This is a genomic window from bacterium (assembly GCA_026708015.1).
Classification (GTDB): domain Bacteria; phylum Actinomycetota; class Acidimicrobiia; order Acidimicrobiales; family Bin134; genus Poriferisocius.
The window spans coordinates 1-17,664 of record JAPOVT010000037.1 but is presented as its reverse complement, the minus strand read 5'-3'; the positions used below and the strand labels follow the sequence as shown (position 1 = coordinate 17,664).

General features: G+C 61.3%; 14 protein-coding genes. 11 read left to right on the top strand and 3 right to left on the bottom strand.

Annotated elements, in window-relative coordinates:
- Nucleotides 1–111 precede the first annotated feature (111 nt).
- The 4 genes from OXG30_08160 to OXG30_08145 all read left to right on the top strand — a co-directional run bounded on the left by OXG30_08160 (nt 112) and on the right by OXG30_08145 (nt 7,547).
- Nucleotides 112–2,862 (top strand): AAA family ATPase, encoded by a 2,751-nt coding sequence (locus tag OXG30_08160; GenBank protein MCY4134871.1) that lies wholly within the window; start codon nt 112–114, stop codon nt 2,860–2,862.
- Between the two features lie 8 nt (nt 2,863–2,870).
- Nucleotides 2,871–4,046 (top strand): putative DNA binding domain-containing protein, encoded by a 1,176-nt coding sequence (locus OXG30_08155; GenBank protein ID MCY4134870.1) that lies wholly within the window; start codon nt 2,871–2,873, stop codon nt 4,044–4,046.
- A 1,219-nt stretch (nt 4,047–5,265) separates the two neighbouring features.
- Nucleotides 5,266–6,501: a DNA cytosine methyltransferase gene (locus OXG30_08150; GenBank protein ID MCY4134869.1), complete on the top strand. Its 1,236-nt coding sequence runs from the start codon at nt 5,266–5,268 to the stop codon at nt 6,499–6,501.
- Complete coding sequence (locus tag OXG30_08145; protein MCY4134868.1) at nt 6,492–7,547, top strand: restriction endonuclease; 1,056 nt, start codon at nt 6,492–6,494, stop codon at nt 7,545–7,547. The genes OXG30_08150 and OXG30_08145 overlap by 10 nt, the downstream gene beginning before the upstream one ends.
- Nucleotides 7,548–7,602: 55 nt before the next feature.
- On the opposite strand, the gene OXG30_08140 is transcribed toward OXG30_08145, so the two are convergent.
- Nucleotides 7,603–8,040 (bottom strand): nuclear transport factor 2 family protein, encoded by a 438-nt coding sequence (locus tag OXG30_08140; GenBank protein MCY4134867.1) that lies wholly within the window; start codon nt 8,038–8,040, stop codon nt 7,603–7,605.
- A gap of 98 nt (nt 8,041–8,138) precedes the next feature.
- On the opposite strand from OXG30_08140, the gene OXG30_08135 reads away from it, so the two are divergent.
- The 5 genes from OXG30_08135 to OXG30_08115 all read left to right on the top strand — a co-directional run bounded on the left by OXG30_08135 (nt 8,139) and on the right by OXG30_08115 (nt 13,253).
- Nucleotides 8,139–9,002, top strand: coding sequence for a TauD/TfdA family dioxygenase (locus OXG30_08135; GenBank protein ID MCY4134866.1), 864 nt, complete (start codon nt 8,139–8,141; stop codon nt 9,000–9,002).
- 99 nt (nt 9,003–9,101) lie between these two features.
- Nucleotides 9,102–9,545, top strand: a complete 444-nt coding sequence (locus OXG30_08130) for a VOC family protein (GenBank protein ID MCY4134865.1) — start codon at nt 9,102–9,104, stop codon at nt 9,543–9,545.
- A 4-nt stretch (nt 9,546–9,549) separates the two neighbouring features.
- A complete protein-coding gene (locus tag OXG30_08125; GenBank protein MCY4134864.1) occupies nt 9,550–11,058 on the top strand; it encodes an AMP-binding protein in 1,509 nt (502 codons plus the stop codon).
- 5 nt (nt 11,059–11,063) lie between these two features.
- Complete coding sequence (locus tag OXG30_08120) at nt 11,064–12,557, top strand: sulfatase-like hydrolase/transferase (GenBank protein ID MCY4134863.1); 1,494 nt, start codon at nt 11,064–11,066, stop codon at nt 12,555–12,557.
- 27 nt (nt 12,558–12,584) lie between these two features.
- On the top strand, nt 12,585–13,253 hold the full coding sequence (locus OXG30_08115; protein MCY4134862.1) for a hemolysin III family protein: 669 nt from the start codon (nt 12,585–12,587) through the stop codon (nt 13,251–13,253).
- Nucleotides 13,254–13,289: 36 nt separating this feature from the next.
- On the opposite strand, the gene OXG30_08110 is transcribed toward OXG30_08115, so the two are convergent.
- Both OXG30_08110 and OXG30_08105 read right to left on the bottom strand, forming a co-directional pair.
- Nucleotides 13,290–14,573 carry an amidohydrolase family protein gene (locus OXG30_08110; protein ID MCY4134861.1) on the bottom strand — a complete coding sequence of 428 codons (1,284 nt, stop codon included), beginning with the start codon at nt 14,571–14,573 and terminating at the stop codon, nt 13,290–13,292.
- A 34-nt stretch (nt 14,574–14,607) separates the two neighbouring features.
- Nucleotides 14,608–15,504: an alcohol dehydrogenase catalytic domain-containing protein gene (locus OXG30_08105; GenBank protein ID MCY4134860.1), complete on the bottom strand. Its 897-nt coding sequence runs from the start codon at nt 15,502–15,504 to the stop codon at nt 14,608–14,610.
- A 23-nt stretch (nt 15,505–15,527) separates the two neighbouring features.
- Between OXG30_08105 and OXG30_08100 the strand changes: the two genes are divergently transcribed.
- Together OXG30_08100 and OXG30_08095 are read left to right on the top strand one after the other, a co-directional pair.
- On the top strand, nt 15,528–16,202 hold the full coding sequence (locus tag OXG30_08100; protein ID MCY4134859.1) for a nitroreductase family protein: 675 nt from the start codon (nt 15,528–15,530) through the stop codon (nt 16,200–16,202).
- A 179-nt stretch (nt 16,203–16,381) separates the two neighbouring features.
- The gene (locus tag OXG30_08095; protein MCY4134858.1) at nt 16,382–17,305 is read left to right on the top strand and encodes a hypothetical protein; all 924 of its coding nucleotides are present in this window, start codon (nt 16,382–16,384) and stop codon (nt 17,303–17,305) included.
- The last annotated feature ends 359 nt before the right edge of the window (nt 17,306–17,664 follow it).

The window sequence follows — 17,664 nt, the reverse complement described above, 5'->3', positions numbered from 1 at the left end:
TTGGCACGCAAAGGCCTTCGCGACAGTGGCTTGCCAGCATTTGTTGAGTGCCAGCAGACCGCAGTCGCGGTACCATTGGCGGCGAGAAACAAGCGGCTCGGAGGCGTGAACATGGGTTTTAAGCGCCGTCAGGCTGAAAATTGGCGCCGCGAAGTTCCCGGGGCACGCTGGTTCAAGGCCGACTTGCACATCCACACCATCGACGATGCCCCAGGCGGGCGCGCCAAGGTGCCTGCTGGGATTGAGGGCCCGATTAGTGGCCCCGAGCAGCTCACTGCCTACGCACGCGCATTCCTTCAGGGGACAATCGACAAGGGTGTTCAAGTTCTCGGTTTGACGCCACATAGCCCGCGCGTTGGCGACAACGGCGACCTCAGCGCTACCTGGCAGATCGTGGAGGAGTGGAATAGCGGTGCTGATGACCAGGGAGTGCCGTTTCGCGAGCGAATCTTCGCAGTGTTCCCGGGGTTTGAGCCGTCATTGCACCATGGCAGGGACGGTCTGCACCTGCTTTTTCTCTTCGACCCCGAGATCGGCAAGGACCGCTACCTGCAACTCTTTGATCTGGTTATGGAAGGTGTATCGCCGTGGTCGGGAAAAGAACTTCAGATGACGAAAAAACGTCCCGACGAGGTCTTCGACCTGGTCCGCAGCTATCAGGTGGAGAATTCTGGTGCTGCTGCCAACGACCCCTTGTCGTGGAATTACCTTGTGTTGGCTCCCCACATCAACCGCGATAAGGGGCTTTTCGAAACTCAGAAGGCCCAAGTCCTAGCTGAATTTGATGAGAGCCAGCTCTCAGGACTGGAACTTGCCGACAACCATCTGGGGGAAGACGCCCTCAAGAATCGCGACTGGCTTCGCGAATCTATGCTGGAACATCGGCACGCGTTCTTCCACAGCAGCGATGCCTATGCCGTTGAGGACATTGGTCGCCGCCATGTGTGGTTGAAGATGGCCTCCCCGACTATCGAAGCACTGCGTCAGTCCTTCGTCGCGTCTGGATCGCGGCTACGTATTGGATATGAGCGCGGTGAGGATGGCGAACTTAAGGAATTGATGCAACCCCCGGATGCGACGCGGCACGAAAGGCCTTGGCTACGGTCAGTTACCGTCGATGGGAAGGCCTCCTTCTTTGGCCAGCCGAAGGGCAGCGATGCCCCAACCAGAGTTGAGTTCAGTTCAGATCTCACTTGCGTAATCGGTGCCAGCATGACTGGCAAGAGCACCCTTCTTGACGGGCTCCGTGTGCATATCGGGGCTCCTCTGCCAGACGACAAACGAGCGAAGGAAGGTGTTGTCGAGCGCGCCTCAGAGCGGTTTCTGGCAGGATCGGCTTCGGTTGAAATGGATTGCCCTGGAAGCGATCCTTTATTGGCGGGACATGAGCAGTGGCCAGCGGTCTTCTACACCCAAGGTGAGCTGCAACGATTGGCGCAGGAACCCGGTGCCGTTGAGGAGATATTGGCCCGCCTAGACGCTTCGGAGTCCAGTGGGATAGCAGAGCGCGCGGTCCAGCTCGCTGATATCGACCGGGATCTCAATCGGACGGCAAGCAAGCTCAATGATCTCGAGGAGGGTATCGCAGAAGCCCAACAAGCCCTTGGCCACAGCAAAGATGCCGTCGAGAGGCTCGAGGGTTTTGCCAGTGCGGGAGTCGGCTACCTCAATCGCGCTTCAGGCGCGGCGGCTGCTTGGAATAGCCACGCTGGTGCCGTAGAAGACGTCTCCGCCAAAGCGGAGAGCCTCGTCGAGTCGGTCAAATCCCTAGAATCGCCCCCGGTAGATGGAGACGCGACGGACCTCCAAGAACAGCTGGTGGGCCAGCGGGAGCGTGCCATCGGCTTTGCGGAGAGCCTCGCCGCTGAGCTCGCGGCGGCCAAAGGCACGGTTAAGGACATCAGCGCAAGACAAGTGCAGAATCGTGACCAACTGCGCCAGAAGGTGGACAGAGTGCTCGCCGATCAGGGAATCGACGCCTCGAGCATCAGCGAATTCCAGGCACTGAACTCGCGGGCCGCGCTGCAAGACAGCTACCAGGCGAACCTCGATGCTGTCCAAGCCGAGTTCGACCAACTGGACGCCTCGTTCGGGCGGTCGCAAGACGAGCGGCAGGGGCTTGTGCAGAAACAGCGAGGGGCGTTCGACCGAGTCTCGCAGAGCATTGACCGTCAATTCGAAGGACGTATTGCGGTGCGGCGCGTCCATAGCGGACGCTCGAAGTCCTTGGAGGGATTCCTCACCGATCTAACTCAAAGAGGTATCACGCGCTGGTGGAACGAGTGCGAAGATTCGCTGCGGCCATCACCGGCCGAATTGCTGCGCCTGCTGGAGACAGATTGCTTAGCGGAGATTGGCATGAGCGAAGCGGTCCAGGACACGTTTCGCGACCAGATGACACCCTCAAAGCGCCGCGAACTCGCCGCGCTTCGTTGTCCCGACCGGTACCTGCTTGAATTTCGACCGGATCCTGACGATGATGACTACCGCCCCCTTGACGAGCTATCCGGGGGTCAGAGGGTCAATATTCTGCTTTCGTTGCTGTTGGAAGCAGCAGACGACCGCCCCTTGGTCATCGATCAGCCGGAAGACGAGTTGGACAACCGATTCTTGTTCGAGACGCTGCTGCCAACGCTTGGACGTCTCAAGGGACGTCGCCAAGTGATCTTGGCAACCCACAACGCGAACATCGTGGTCAACGGCGATGCCGACCAGGTGGTACAACTCGAAGCCAGTGCCGACCGCGGGTTTGTGGCCGCCTCGGGTGCCATTGAAGATGCGTCCGTGCGTGACGCAATTGTTCGGACTGTGGACGGAGGCGATGAGGCGTTCCGCCTCCGCCGGCTCAAGTACGGGTTCTGAGCGCTGGCATGGAGTGGACCGAAGTCCTAAACCGGATTGCCTCTGGCGAAGACGAGCACACCGAGTTCAAGCAGCACTTTCGAGACCGCGGCAATGTCGGCAAGGCGATTTGTGCCTTCGCCAACACTGATGGCGGGTTGGTTGTGCTGGGCATCAGCAATGGCCAGAAGATAATCGGCGTTGCCGAAGACAGTGAACAAGTGCAGGAACGGCTGACGTCTTTCCTGCAGACCGGGTGCAGTTCGCCCGTCAGTGCTCGTCTGGGTCGGCACAAAGACCCGCAGGGTTGGATGCACTGGATCGAGGTGCCTCGTCAGCGCGGCTTCGAGCCTATGCGCTACGACGGCCGGGTCTGGGTACGTCGCGGCCGCAGCAGCGTCGAGCCGTCGCCGACCGAATTGCAAGATCTGTATAACACCTTCGGCTACGTGCTGACAGAGGATCGAACCATCAGTGCGGCGACCGCGTCAGATCTTGATGTACAGGTGTTCCGGTCTTACTTGGCCTCACTGGGTATCGACACCGCTGGCGACCCGCAGCCCAATGCTGACGACGACTTGCGCAACCGCGGTGCCATTGCAGAGATCGGTGGGGAGCTGCAACCGACGCTCTATGGTGTTCTCGCATTCGGCAAGACACCGCAGGACTATCCGCAGACGGAGAGCTTCTACATTGAGTGCGTTGCCTACGATGGCAACGACCGGGCCGATGGGATTCTGCAAACTTCCGAGGCCAAGGGTCGCCTCACCGAGCAGGTCGAGCGTGCCGTGGGATGGTTTTCCGGTTTGGGGAAATTCGAGGTCTACCGCGAACTTCGGCGCCACGACCGGCGCTTGCTGCCATTGGAGGCTTTGCGCGAGGCATTGGTGAATGCTGTGGTGCATCGCGACTATGCGATCACTGGCTCGAAGATCCTGTTTGAGGTTTTTACCGGGCGCGTCGAGGTGACGAGTCCAGGCACGCTGCCGAACCACATGACCGCAGAAAGCGTGCGAGCCGGTGGTCGAGCCCGATCTCGCAACGAATACATGGCGAACTACATGCTGGCCCTTGGCTTCATGGAGCGACGCGGCCGGGGATGGCCGATCATGCACAAAGCGATGCTTGAGTTCAATGGCACGGAGCCCGAGATTGAGCAAGACCGAGAGGGCGGTTTCGTTCGGGTGCGGTTCCTTCTCGATTGAATCCCCCCAGACATAACCCCTCAGACAGCGATGTGGCGTGGCATTGTTCGAAATTCGCCAAGTGTGGGAAGTGCGCGGTCTCGTCACCGTGCAGACAAGCTGGTAAGACCGGCGTTTCGCGTTGACCGAGGTGGGCGAAGCAGCCGCACCTAGCTACCTGCGCGACGTTGCTGCTGGTCCACGAACTTCGCTGCAATGACCGGTCATCATTAGACATACGTATTCTGAGTTACCGCACCTCACCGGGCACTTAGGATGGTCCATTGGCCCTGTTCAGACGTATATTGAGATGTTGGATGTGGTCTCTGATGCTTGATCGGGATCGAGTGGTTCAAGCGCAGTGTGCCTGTGGTCGTAGCAAAAGTGGGGTGCCTGGTGCGGATCATCCACCATGCTGCACTCTCTACTGCAAAATAGATGATTGATCTTTTTCGGCCTATGGTCGCAGATCGAGCAGCTGACTCCCTTGTGGGTGCGCTTCCGATACCGCGGTTCTAGCTTCGTGTCTCGCTGGCCCATGACTAGCCGGGCACGCGCCAACGCCTTAACCTCGGGTTCGCTGAACTCGTTCAGCCAGTCTGCTGGGGAAGGGTCCAGACTGATGATGGCTCTTGGCTTTAGGTCGCTTCGGGCTAGCCGAGAAAGGAATCTGACGGGCCGCATGCGAGTGCTGAGGATTCTCCGCAGCAGCCTGTCCATCCGCGGATTTGAGGAATAGCAGCGAAATTGATCGTTCCAAGCCCATGAGCTGTAGACCCCCAGTGCCCATGCCCCAAGTCGCCACCGCTATCCCCATTGAAACACCTGGTAGGCACCGGTGAGGGCGGCGATACCCGCGAAAGCAGCCGTCAGTATTGAAAGTAATGTCATCCTTGTATTTTACAAGCGCCTCGGACAGTTTCCGCTGGTGAGTTGCCGTCTGCGAGCAGCCCCGAGACGGAGGCGGCTGATTCGACCGCCACGCCGAAACCTGCCATCGACTGGAACGCCCGAGCTATTCCAGCGGTGTCTGAGATTCGCAGTTCGGCACCAGCAAACAACAGCAGCGTGAATCCACTATCACGCCTACGCGAACGTCCCGGGTGAATCACCGCCGCGACCACCAGCAGAGCTTGTCGTCGCTCCACTCGGAATCACAACGGTGTGGCCTATCAAGCCATTAGGTCACACCCTCGTGCCATGATGAGGGAGTGATTCTGCGCAGGGTGAACGTCTAGCGATGGGCCCAAAGCATCTGTCGAGCGTCGACCTGTTCTCCGGGGCCGGGGGCCTCATGCTCGGCCTGCTGTTGGCCGGTTTCGACACCCTGGTTGCAAATGACAATTGGCCTCCTGCTATCGATACTCTGAAGCACAATTTCGATGGCGCGAGGGTGTCTCCCGATGACATTCGAGAGCTGTCGGCATCCGATGTCTTGGCGCGAACGAACGGTGTGACCCCACTTCTGGTTGCGGGGGGGCCTCCATGTCAGGGGTTCACTTCGGCTGGTGCGCGACGGGCCTCGGATCAGCGCAACACGCTTGTTGGAGAGTTCGCCCGGATGGTCGCGGAACTTCAGCCAAAGTGGTTCCTGTTCGAGAATGTCGAGGGCTTTCTCACAATGTCGGAAGGCGATTTTGTCGTCGATCTGCTCGATGGGGTGCTTGACGGTGGCTACCAGGTGAGACTCCGCAAGGTGAATGTCGCCAATTACGGGGTGCCTCAACTTCGCAAGCGTGTGATTGCAGTCGGATCGCTCGGAGCCGACCCGGGCTTTCCCGGTCCGTCGCATCATGCGTACGGTGCGCCGGGAGCGGAAATTGAGCGCACTGCGGCACTGCCCCCTGCGCCTACGGTCACTGATGCGCTTGATGGGCTGGGTGTCCCGGCCGTCTCAGCCTCGGATGAAGCGATTCAGGGCCACATAGCGCCTGGCATTTCAGAGTCGGATGCTGTTCGCTTCCGACTACTGCTACAAGGCCAAACGATGCGCGATCTTCCAAGAGACCTTCAGCACCGTAGCTATGCCAGAAGGGCTAATCGACGGGTAGCCGACGGAATGCCAACTGAGCGTCGAGGCGGCGCGCCTGCTGGGCTTCGACGCCTTCGCGCTGATGAACCGTCCAAGGCCATTACCAGCGCTGCGACCCGAGAATTTCTACATCCCCTGGAAAATCGCTGCCTCACCTTGCGAGAGTGTGCGCGACTACAGGGGTTTCCCGACAGTTTCGAGTTCGTTGGCAGTCGATCAGAGCAGGCGACGCTCATCGGCAACGCAGTCCCGCCGAACTTTGGGAAAGTGTTTGGGGGGTGGATCGCAGATGGATCGAATTCTCATTCGACAGAGACAGCCGACTCGGCGCGGCTTCTCGAATTCCAGGTCACGAACGGCACTGGGATGAGCCCTGCTTTGCACAGCGTCGTCCGACGCATCAATGCTCGGTATCAGATCGGAGAAGTGCCGCTTTGGAGCTGAGTAAGGCACAGTCCACTGCCTTTGAGAAGGTGCGAGCGAAGGGAGCCGGCGATCAAGGGATCGCATTGACGGATGGATCCATTCGAGCACTTGTCGCTCTGGTAGCTCGCGACCTAGCACTACCGCCGATAGAAGGAGTCGATCCGCTTGGTGATCAAGAGTTCTACGAGATTCCCCCTGACGGCCTTTCCACCGCTGGCGAGGCTTCTGCGCTGAGCGCATACTGTTCGCTCCTGGAGATGGGTCCGGTCGACACAGACACATACTTCCTTTCACTCGCCACTCTTCACCGAGCCCGGTTGAAATTTGCGAACATTGTCAAATCCCAGAGCACTCCATCGCTTGAGCAAGTCGGCCCCAGGGGTCTCTTGCAGTACGGCGACCTCAGTACAAGGGCGCTTGGCTCACTTCTCATCGTCAGAAAGTGGTTGTACGACATTGACAATCGTTCTGCCCAGGAGACTGGATACTTGTTCGAACCAATAATCGCTGGTGCAGTCGGCGGTGTTCCAGTGTCGGCGAAATCAAGCCCCGTCAAGAGAGGTGGCAAAGGGGGAGGCAGACAGGTGGATTGTCTCCGTGAGAATCAAGCCTACGAAATCAAGATCCGCGTCACTATCGCCGCTTCGGGACAGGGCCGATGGAAGGAGGAACTTACCTTTCCCCCAGACTGCGAGGCTAGCGGTTACACACCCGTGTTGGTGGTATTCGACGGCACTGCCAATTCCAAGCTGTCGGAACTCAGCGATGCTTTCTTGAGGCACGGCGGTCAGGTATACATCGGCGAAGACGCCTGGGCCCATCTGGAATCTCAAGCTGGGTCTACGATGGGTATCTTTGTCAACAAATACATTCGTGGCCCTTTAGACGACCTTCTTGCCCAGACACCGGCCGACCTTCCTTCGATAACTCTTCTGATTCAGCCGGACATCGTAAGCATTCGTGTAGGCACTGAAGAATTGCGGGTAGATCGGACTGGATCGGTTCCACCAATAGATTTCCAGATGCCTGACGACGTTGATGCAGCGCTACCCGGCTCGGACTGATATCTCAGACTGGATCCCTCTTCCCCACAAGGTCCCAGTTTCAATGCAAAAACCTCTAGACGCTCTCGGCTAGGCGGTTCTCGGTCCAGTCGATTTGCAGTTCCCGGACCGCAATGCGCCAGCCCTCGTCGAGGCGGACGAATTGGTCGTGATAGCGGATGAACATGATGAAGTCGGTAGCGGGGGTCCCGTCGTCGGGAACCGTCAGGTGGTGGGCGATGCAATAGGTCTCGCCGGTGGCGTCGTCGCCGGTGATCTCGGTCTGCTGCTGGCCTAAGAAGTGAAAGGTGGCGTTGTAACTCATCCGGGAGATCGCCCGGGCAATCTCCTCTCGGCCAGTCCGCTCGCTGAGTATCGTTCCTCCACTGGGCAGGTCGACGCGACGCAGTACCCCGTCGGGGGCGAAGCAGGCTGCCACGCCCTCGGGATCGCCCCGGTCCACACAGCGGGCGTAGTCAGCGGCGAGGTCGGCCAATGCATCTCGATCAGACATGGCCCCACCTTGTCATGCGGCCAGCCGGAGCGAAACTCGCCAGCGCGATCGCGGTCCCCCCGTTACTTTGACCGGTTCGAGGGAAGTAGGCTGCGGTCATGGCTGTCATCGATGCTGTTGATCTGGATGTTCGCCGAGTAGCGGGCGCGCTGGGTGCTGAAGTTCGCGGCCTGTCGCTGGCTTCAGTGTCCGACGAGGAGTTCGCTCTCATCCAAGAGCTGCTGGATGAGCACTTGGTGCTGTTCTTCCCCGACCAGCACTTGACTCCGGATGAGCACCGGGCTTTTGCCATTTGCTTTGGCGAGCCGGAGATCCACCCCTACATCCCCAAGCTGGACGAAGACCATCCCGAGATCGTGGTGCTCAAGGGCGAGTCGGGCTATGTGGCCGACGTGTGGCACACCGACTGCACCTTCGAGCAGTCCCCGCCCATCTGCTCGGTGCTCAACGCCATGGTGATGCCCCCCGCTGGCGGCGACACCATGTGGTCGAACATGTACAAGGCCTACGAGACCCTGGCCGAGCCCATGAAGCAGATGATCAACGGGCTCACCGCCATCCACACCGCGGCCAACTACGGCCAACCCGACCACAAGGCCGAGCACCCGATTGTGCGCCGCCACCCCCGCACTGGCCGCCCGTCGCTGTACGTGAACAAGCAGTTCACTCGGCGCATCCCTCAGCTCAGCCGGGACGAGTCCGAGTCGCTGCTAGACCTGCTCACCGCCCACGCCTGCAAGACCGACTTCACCTGCCGCTACAGCTGGAGTGAGGGAACCATCGGCATTTGGGATAACCGGGCCACCCAGCACTTCGCGGTGAACGACTTTGACGGCAACCGGGCCATCAGCCGGGTCACCATACTGGGCGACAACCCCGAGCCAGCCTTCGACACCACCCAGTGGGGCCCGTACCAGTACGGGCGGATCTCTGCCGCCGCCAACGGCCTCGACCGCGACTAACTAGGCACCGGCCAGAGCACCTCGCTCGTTTTCCTCGTCTGAAGTTTCGCAGGCAGCCTACGCTGCATGGCCGATGGGGTCAGCAAGGGGTGAACCTCGATGAGTGAGCAGGTCAACCACGTCGGGCTGGCTGTGGCCGACCTGCATGCCGAAGTTGATTTCTGGACTGGGGCGCTGGACTTCGAGCGGGTCGGAGCACTCGACGCCGACGATGCGTCGACCGGCCAGCTCTTGCGGATGGAGAGACCAGGGTTGCGGGCGGTGTATCTGCGCAAGGGCGAATTCGTGCTCGAACTTCTGAATTTTCGCGGGGCCGGGTTGGTGGATCGACCGGCCCGGGTGGTGAACGAACCCGGCCTCACCCACCTATCGTTGAATGTCGCCAACATGGATGCTGCGTTGGAACGAGTGAGAGCCCATGGCGGCGAAGTGTTGGACGACACCCGACTGTGGGATGTGGCAGTGATGATTCGCACCCCCGCCGGCCAGCTGGTGGAACTGCTGGTGGGCTTCGAGACCCCGACCACCGACCTGGGAGAATAACCCGGTGATAGGAAACCCCAGAACCTATTGGGAGGCGATCGAGGCCCGGGCCGCCGCCACCCCCGACTTCCCGCTAACCATCGAGCCCGACGGCACAGTGATGACCTTCGCCGGCTTCCGGGATTCCGCCGAGCGGGTAGCCGCCGGGTTGGCCGCGATGGGTGTGGCCGCAGACACCCGGGTGTCGTGGCAGCTGCCCAACGGCCGTGCCTCGCTCATCCTGTCGGCGGCGTTGGCCCGATTGGGGGCAGTCCAGAACCCGATCATCCCGATCTACCGGGAGCGGGAGGTGGGCTTCGTGGTTCGCCAAACCGGGGCCCGGCTGCTGGTGGTTCCATCGGTATGGCGGGGATTCGACTACCCAGCCATGGCCGAGGCCGTGGTGGCCGCCACCGATGATTGCGACGTGCTGGTGTGCGACGGCGAGCTCCCCGAGGGTGACCCCAGCACCTTGGCCCCGTTCGAGGCGCCCCTGGGAGACGACGGCCGGCTCCCAGTGCGCTGGATCTACTACACCTCGGGCACCACCGCCGACCCCAAGGGGGCCATGCACGGCGACGACTCGGTCATCGCCGCGGCCCGCCATATCTGGGAAAACCTCGAACTGCGGGCCGACGATGTGTGGCCCCTGGCCTTCCCGTTCACCCACATCGGCGGCATCAGCCTGCTCATTGCCACCCTGGTGTGCGGCCCTCCCCTGCTGATGGTGGAGAGCTTCAACCCCGAAGCCGACACCCGTTTCTTCCGGGAACAGGGCTTGACCCTGGCCGGCTCGGGCACGCCGTTTTTCATCGCCTTTCTGGCCGAGCAGCGCAAGACCCCCGACCAGCCCATCTTCCCCAAGATGCGGGCCGCCATCGGCGGCGGTGCCCCGAAGCCGGCCGGACTGCATATGGAGGTCAAGAACGAGATGGGCGGCGTGGGCATCATCTCCAGCTACGGGCTCACCGAATGCCCCATTGTCACCTACTGTTTTCTTGACGACCCCGACGAGAAGCTGGCTACCACCGAGGGGCGGATCCTGGACGACACCGCCTGGAAGCTGATCGACGGGGAACTGCTCCTGAACGGCCCAACCCTGTGCCGGGGCTATCTGGACGATGCGCTGAACGAGACCGGCTTCGACGACGAGGGGTTCTTCTTCACTGGTGATCTGGCCGAGGTGGACGACGAGGGGTTCGTGACCATCGTCGGGCGCAAGAAGGACGTGATCATCCGCAAAGGGGAGAACATCTCGGCCAAAGAAGTGGAGGATGTGCTGTTCTCCCATCCCAATGTGGCCGATGTTGCAGTCATCGGATTGCCCGACGCGGTGTCGGGAGAGCGGTGCTGCGCGGTGGTGGCCCTCAAGGACGGCGAAGGGTTCGGCTTCGGCGAGATGGTCGAGCACTGCAAGGAGGTCGGGCTGATGAACCAGAAGATCCCCGAGCAACTGGAGATAGTCGACGAATTGCCCCGCAACCCGGTGGGCAAAGTGCTCAAGCAACAGCTCCGAGAGACCTACGGAGGGTGACTGCCATGTCTTCTGCGCAACCCAACATCTTGTTGATCGTGTCCGATGAGGAGCGGCGCAACCCGTGGCTAAACGGGGTGGTGGAGATGCCCGCCCACGACCGGCTGCGCCGTGACGGTTTGGATTTCAACCGCTACTACACCCACTCCTCGCCGTGCTCGCCGTCGCGGGCCAGCCTGTACACCGGCAGCTATCTGGCCGAGCACGGGGTGGTGGACAACGTCAGCTTCCCGGCCCACACCGCGCTGGATCCGGCGATACCCACCGTGGGGCGGCTGATGCGCGACGTGGGCTACGAATCGGCCTACCTGGGGAAGTATCACTTGACCCATGAGCCAATGCCCGACATGGAGGCCTTCGGCTACAGCGGCTGGCAGGGCGACGACCGCCATTACGTCGGCGGGCCGTGGACCGGTCGGCACTTCGACCCGGTGATCGCCGACCAGGCGGTGGACTGGCTGCGCACCCACGGCGCCGACTCCTCCGTGGGGCCCTGGTTCTTGACCGTGGCGCTGGTGAACCCCCACGACGTGATGTGGTACCCGCTGGATCAGCCGTCATTCCAGGAGGCCAACCCCGACCTGATGGGCGTGTTCAACTTCCTCCACGAACACATGCTGGGCGGCAAGGTCGATCTCGAACCATTGGAGGAGATTTACCCCCGCCGGTTCACCCGGCTGCCCGACAACTTCGACGACGACCTCCACACCAAGCCCGAGGTCCAGCGGGCCTGGCGCCACGTCCGCAACCGGGAGCACATGGTGGGCCACATGGCCCTCGACGACGTCGACTCCTGGCTGCGTCAACTCGACTACTACGCCTGGCTCCACGAACTGTTGGACCACAGCATCGCCTCGATCCTGGGGGCCCTCGACGACATCGGGGCCTACGACGACACCGTGGTCATCTACACCTCCGACCACGGTGACGCCTGCGGATCGCACGGGCTGCGGGCCAAGCTGCCGTGTGTGTACGAGGAGGTCATGGGGGTGCCGCTCATCGTCAAGGCTCCCGGGCTCACCCCGCAAGGGGCGTCCACCGATGCGCTGGCCACTCACGTGGACCTAGCCGCCACCGTCGCCGCGCTCGGCGGGGTGGACGTCGGCAGCTCGCCCACCTTGTCGGGGAAGGACCTCACCCCTTCGCTGGCCGATCCGTCTACGTCGGTGCGGGACTACGTGCTGTTCAGCCAGGACAGCGCCCAGTCGGAGCTGCTCCGCCACAGCCGCTACGCGGTGCGGGGCTTCTTCGACGGCGAGACCAAGTACGCCCGCTACTACGGCGTGGGTGGCGGCATCGACCGCACCGGCAACCTTGCCCCTGAGTCGAAGCTGTTCGACACCGACGCCGACTTCGACGACCACGACCACGAGTGGTACTCCCTGGCCGACGACCCCCATGAGCTGGTCAATCTGGCCAACGACCGCTCTCGGCGCTCGGAGTTGCGTGACCTGTTCGGCCGCCTGCTGGAATACGAAGCCGCCGAGCTCAGCGGCTAGGCCGCATTGGGGTTCTACCCGTGTAGGGTGGGCCGCCTGACGGTCGCTGGCCCCCTTGTTCTTCCCAAGCCGGTACTCCGGGGCTGGTCCCACGTTCTGGCGACTATTGCTGCCATTGCCCTCGCGCCCATTGTCATCGCCTTGGGGCCCGGCGGTGCCGACCGAGCCGTTGTGTCGGTCTACGCCATCGCAGTCGTGGGCGTATTCGGGGTGAGCGCGGCCTACCACCGCTTCGACTGGACCCCTCGGGTCCATGCCTTGATCCGCCGCCTTGACCACTCAATGATCTTCGTGTTCATTGCCGCCACCTATACCCCGGTGGGCTTTTTTGCGCTGGAACTCGGTGCCGCCAAGCTGGTTCTGAGCGTTGTGTGGTCTGGAGCCCTGCTCGGAGTCGTCGGTCGAGTGGCATGGCTCAATGCCCCGCGGTGGGCGTTGATCGCCCCCTATCCGGTCGTGGGCTGGGCCGCGCTACTGGTCATTGGCGACATCTGGCGCGGCTTAGGCGTAGCCGGGTCGACGCTGCTGTTCATCGGCGGCGGTCTGTACACGCTGGGCGCACTTATCTACGCCGTCCGGCGTCCCGATCCGTGGCCGCGCTGGTTCGGTTACCACGAGCTCTTCCATCTGCTGGTAGTGGCCGCGGTTGCCGTCCACTACGTGGCTATCGCCTTTTACGCCCTTCCGCTGGCCTGAGACAAAGGCGGGTACCTCCCGCAGCAAACTGCGCTGCTACTCGCGCTTCCAGCCGCCAGTCTGAATCCGGCGCCAGAACTCGGCATCGCGCTCATCGGCGGGGCGACCGACATGGGTCACCACGTCGACGTCAGGAGACTCGGCCCGCAGCGCGGCGGCGGTGCATTTCTCCGGCGGCCGGTGGGCGAAGGGGTCGAACTGGTAGTGGCGCATGGCGTTCTGGTGGGTGATCTTGGCCACGATGTCCTCGGGTAGGTGGCCGAGCAGTTTGGCCACGTACTCCGGGGACTGGGGCCAAGTGCCGTCGGAGTGGGGGTAGTCCGACTCCCAGCACAGGTTGTCCACGTTGAACTCGTCCAGCAGCTTCACCCCGATGCGGTCGTTGATGAAGCAGCACAGGATGTGGTTGCGGAACACGCCGGTGGGGCTGCCGTCGATGCCGAACTCGTGCTTGGTCCAGCCCGAGTGGCGGTCTTGCACGTGCTCGGATCGCCACATGAAGTAGGGGATCCAGCCGATGTCGCCCTCGGTGAGTGAGAACTTGAGGTCGGGGAAGCGGTCCCAGAACTCGGCCCAAACCAACTCCACCAGCGTGGAAATGGTGAGAGCCGACGAGAGAGTCATCGGCACGCTGGGAGGAGCGTCGGCCGAGGCACCCATAGACCGTGACGACGATCCCAAGTGACAGCACAGCACGGTGTTGAGATCGCTGCATGCGGCGAATAGCGGATCCCACGCCCCGGAGTGGATCGAGGGCATGCCCAGCATCGCCGGGTTCTCCGAGAAGGTCACCGCATGGCAGCCCTTGTCGGCGAGACGCTTCACCTCGGCCACGGCCCGGTCGATGTCGAACAGGGGCAGGATGCCGCAGGGGATGAACCGATCCGGGTAGGCGCCGACCCACTCGTCGATATGCCAGTCGTTGTAGGCCTTGATCATGATGTCGTTGAGGTCGGGATCGGGTCCCTCGTTGAGCACCTGGCCGGAGAAACCGGTCCAGTTGGGGAAGTTCAGCCCGGCCAACTGCCCGCCGGCGTTCATGTCCCGCACCCGCTCGTGCACGTCGTAGCAGCCGGGGCGCATCTCGTCGTAGCGGCTGGCGTCGATGTTGTAGTGCTCCCGGGGCTTTCCTGCCACCGCGTTCAGGCCCAGGTTCCGGCCCGGTAACTTGCCGTAGTACCACTGCTCCCGCCCGTTCTCGTCGGTGACCACCTTGGGGGCGTGCTCCTTGTACTTCTCGGGCACGTGGGCTTCGAACATGTTGGCCGGCTCGGCTATGTGGTCGTCAACGCTGATCAAAATGAGGTCGTCGGGGTTCACAGCAATTCTCCGGGTTTGGAAGAGGTTCTAGGGCTCAACGGTAATGGAGACGGCTTTGTGAATGCCTGCTTGGACCAGGGTCTGCACCGCATCGGCGGCCTGTTCCAAGGGAAAGTGGTGGGTGTGGAGGCGCTCCACCGGCATCCACCACCGGCTGAGTGGTGTGGGGAGTGGTGTCTACCACGATGTCGGTTCCCCGGCCGTTGGTCTCCGCCAGTACTCGCTCAACTGCGTCCTCCGACTCCACGTCGATGGTCACATCGGCTCCGAACTCGGCGGCCAAGGCCAGTTTGCGGGCGTCTTGTGATCCCAGGCCGGTCACGAAAATCGCCGACGCGCCCGCGGCTGCCGCCGCGATCACGCAGGCCAGCCCCCGCTGGCCGGGACCGAGCACGGTGACGGTGTCGCCATAACGCAGGCCAGGAGCCGATACCGCCCAGGCGAACCCCGCCCCCAGCGGGTTGTACAGCGCAGCTATACGAGGGGGGATCGAATTGTCAATCTTGTGGGGGACCGAACCCGGTGCCAGATACATCATCTCGGCGTACCCGCCCCACAGCGATGGGGCCCGGCCCGTGGGCGTGAAGCCGTGGTTGCCCGGCGCCACCTGGCACATCTGCCGGTCGAGACAGGCCAGACAGCGCCCGCACCCGTAAGCGGCTTCGGCCACCACCCGGTCGCCGGGCTTCAAACCCCAGCGGTCCGCGTACCGCTCGCCCACCTCTTCGATCACCCCCACCGGCTCATGTCCGGGAATGACCGGGTAGTTCATCAGCGAGCTGCCCGAGTATGTCTCAACGTCCGTACCGCAGATCCCGCAGGCTTCGATCCGCAACAGGGCATCGTCATCGCCCACCCGGGGCCGAGCGAACTCCTGCAACTCCAACTGCTCCGGCCCCAGCTGAACCATCGCTCGGATCCCATCGCTCATAGCGACGATCCTACGATGCACTCATGACGGTTCTTGATCTGACAATTGATGAGGTATTGACCACCACTCGGGCGGTGCGCAAGCGGCTGGACCTGGAGCGGCCGGTGGAGCGGGCCGTGATCGAGGAGTGCCTGGACTTGGCGTTGCAGGCGCCGACCGGGTCGAACCAGCAGCGGTGGCACTGGATCGTGCTCGACGATCCCGAAGTAGTCGGGCAGGCGTCGGAGATCTACCGGGCGGCCATGGCCCAGTACTCAGCCGACATCGCCGCCGGCCGGGAGCAATATGAGCGCCAGACTGTGCGGGCCGAACAGATGTCGGAGTCGGTGGCCTACCTGCGCGACAACATGCACCGCCTTCCCGCCATGCTCATTCCGGTGCTGGTCGACCGGTTCGGGGTCTTGCGCAGCGACCGGGCCCAGACTTTCCACCACGCCAGCCAGTGGGGGTCAATCATCCCCGCGGTGTGGAGCTTCATGCTGGCCCTGCGCAGCCGGGGCATGGGCAGCGCGTGGACCACCATCCACCTGCACCGCGAGCAGGAGATGGCCGACCTGCTGGGCATCCCCTACGACACCCACATCCAAGCCGGCCTCTTCCCCGTTGCCTACACCCTCGGCACCGACTTCCGCCCCGCCCTCCGCCATCCCGCGACCCAGGTAACCGCTTACAACCACTGGAACCCTTCCTGGGAATGAGCAGGATTTTATGACGAGAGCGAGTTCCTAGACACGCCTACTGTGTCGCATTGCAAGCGGAAGGCGATCACCCACTACTCTCACAATATGTTGACTCGTAGTCTTTCCGTCTATCAGTAATGGGCCGCCAACCTTTATTCTCGACGTACCGATCGGGCGAAAACCGGGTTACCGCATCAATGCTTGCTGTGTTCGAACGTGTCGGAGTCGATGTTGTCGAAAGGATTCTTGTCTCTGCGACCGGCGAATCTTCGCTAACTATTGTCAATTTCCAAAACCAAGTTTCGAGGGGAAGCGGCAGCGTCCCCGATGCATTGATCTCAGCAAGCTTTAAGCTTCTCTTCGAGGTGAAGACAACCAGAAACGCGGTTTTAGCTGACCAATTGTACCGTCACCTTGATCATTTTGAACATTCTCAAGATCAAGAACTCCTTATCGTCCTTACACCGGACCCTGAGGAACCGGGGGTCGTTTCTGATGTTTCTGATGAACGGATAGTATGGTGCAGCTTTAGAGACATCAGCGATGCAATAGATGGGCTCTTCGACAGCCCTAGCGAGATGTTGGGCGAGCGGTCAGAGTATTTGTTGCGCGAGTTGCAAGCACTATTCGAGGAGGACGGACTATTATCTCGTCCAGAGGATACAGTGATTGTAGCCGCAAACTCAGCCTATGATGAATACCACAGATACTCAGCTTATATTTGTCAACCAAATCGATCATTCCGACGCGGTATAAAGTATTTGGGCTTCTACCGAGAAAGATGTATTCAGCCCGTGATAGCCCGTATACTTACGGACGAAGATGGCTCTCCATTAGTTGCAGAGGAACTTGTCATCGAAGATAGTGCAACCGATTCATTTTCGTCATTGGTATCGCAGCTAATTGACGACGAAGAGAAGAAAGGCAAGGCCTACAAAGTGTTTCTCCTAAGCTCTTCGACTGATCCCGATACGATTATTCTTAAAGATCCCATCAGGAATACAAAGAAGTCGTCCAAGACAGGCCGGCCAACTGCATGGACACAAAGTCAAAGGTACGTTAGTTCCGACATTCTCTTGTCTGGCATAACGACCACAGATGAACTCGACGCCCTAGGATAGTTTCAAGAGCATTTCACCAAGAGGTTGAGGTGAGAGCGTCAGACAAGGTCCCGAATGCGCAGGCTGCGTACCTTCTCAAAGTCGCTGCGGTTTCGGGTAGCGATGCTGAGGCCGTGCTCGATGGCGGTGGCAGCGATCAGGGCATCGGGCAGCCTTGTTCCGGTCTCTCGGCGGATTCGGCCTGCCCTCTCCGCGATGGCTCGATCTACTAGCAGTTCACGAAATGGAGATAAGAGACGGTTGACCACTTCGGTGGCAGAGTTTCCGGCGTACAACTCAGACCGGGTGATAACGGAATAGCTAACCCTGATTGTTCATGGGTTGGGCTGCGGGTGTTGTGTGGGTCCGCGGAAAAGCCC

Excerpts from the sequence above, each read along its gene's own strand:
- OXG30_08160 (MCY4134871.1), top strand. The coding sequence starts at position 112 with ATGGGTTTTAAGCGCCGTCAGGCTGAAAATTGGCGCCGCGAAGTTCCC.
- OXG30_08155 (MCY4134870.1), top strand. The coding sequence starts at position 2,871 with ATGGAGTGGACCGAAGTCCTAAACCGGATTGCCTCTGGCGAAGACGAG.
- OXG30_08150 (MCY4134869.1), top strand. The coding sequence starts at position 5,266 with ATGGGCCCAAAGCATCTGTCGAGCGTCGACCTGTTCTCCGGGGCCGGG.
- OXG30_08140 (MCY4134867.1), bottom strand. The coding sequence starts at position 8,040 with ATGTCTGATCGAGATGCATTGGCCGACCTCGCCGCTGACTACGCCCGC.
- OXG30_08135 (MCY4134866.1), top strand. The coding sequence starts at position 8,139 with ATGGCTGTCATCGATGCTGTTGATCTGGATGTTCGCCGAGTAGCGGGC.
- OXG30_08130 (MCY4134865.1), top strand. The coding sequence starts at position 9,102 with ATGAGTGAGCAGGTCAACCACGTCGGGCTGGCTGTGGCCGACCTGCAT.
- OXG30_08120 (MCY4134863.1), top strand. The coding sequence starts at position 11,064 with ATGTCTTCTGCGCAACCCAACATCTTGTTGATCGTGTCCGATGAGGAG.
- OXG30_08105 (MCY4134860.1), bottom strand. The coding sequence starts at position 15,504 with ATGAGCGATGGGATCCGAGCGATGGTTCAGCTGGGGCCGGAGCAGTTG.
- OXG30_08100 (MCY4134859.1), top strand. The coding sequence starts at position 15,528 with ATGACGGTTCTTGATCTGACAATTGATGAGGTATTGACCACCACTCGG.
- OXG30_08095 (MCY4134858.1), top strand. The coding sequence starts at position 16,382 with ATGCTTGCTGTGTTCGAACGTGTCGGAGTCGATGTTGTCGAAAGGATT.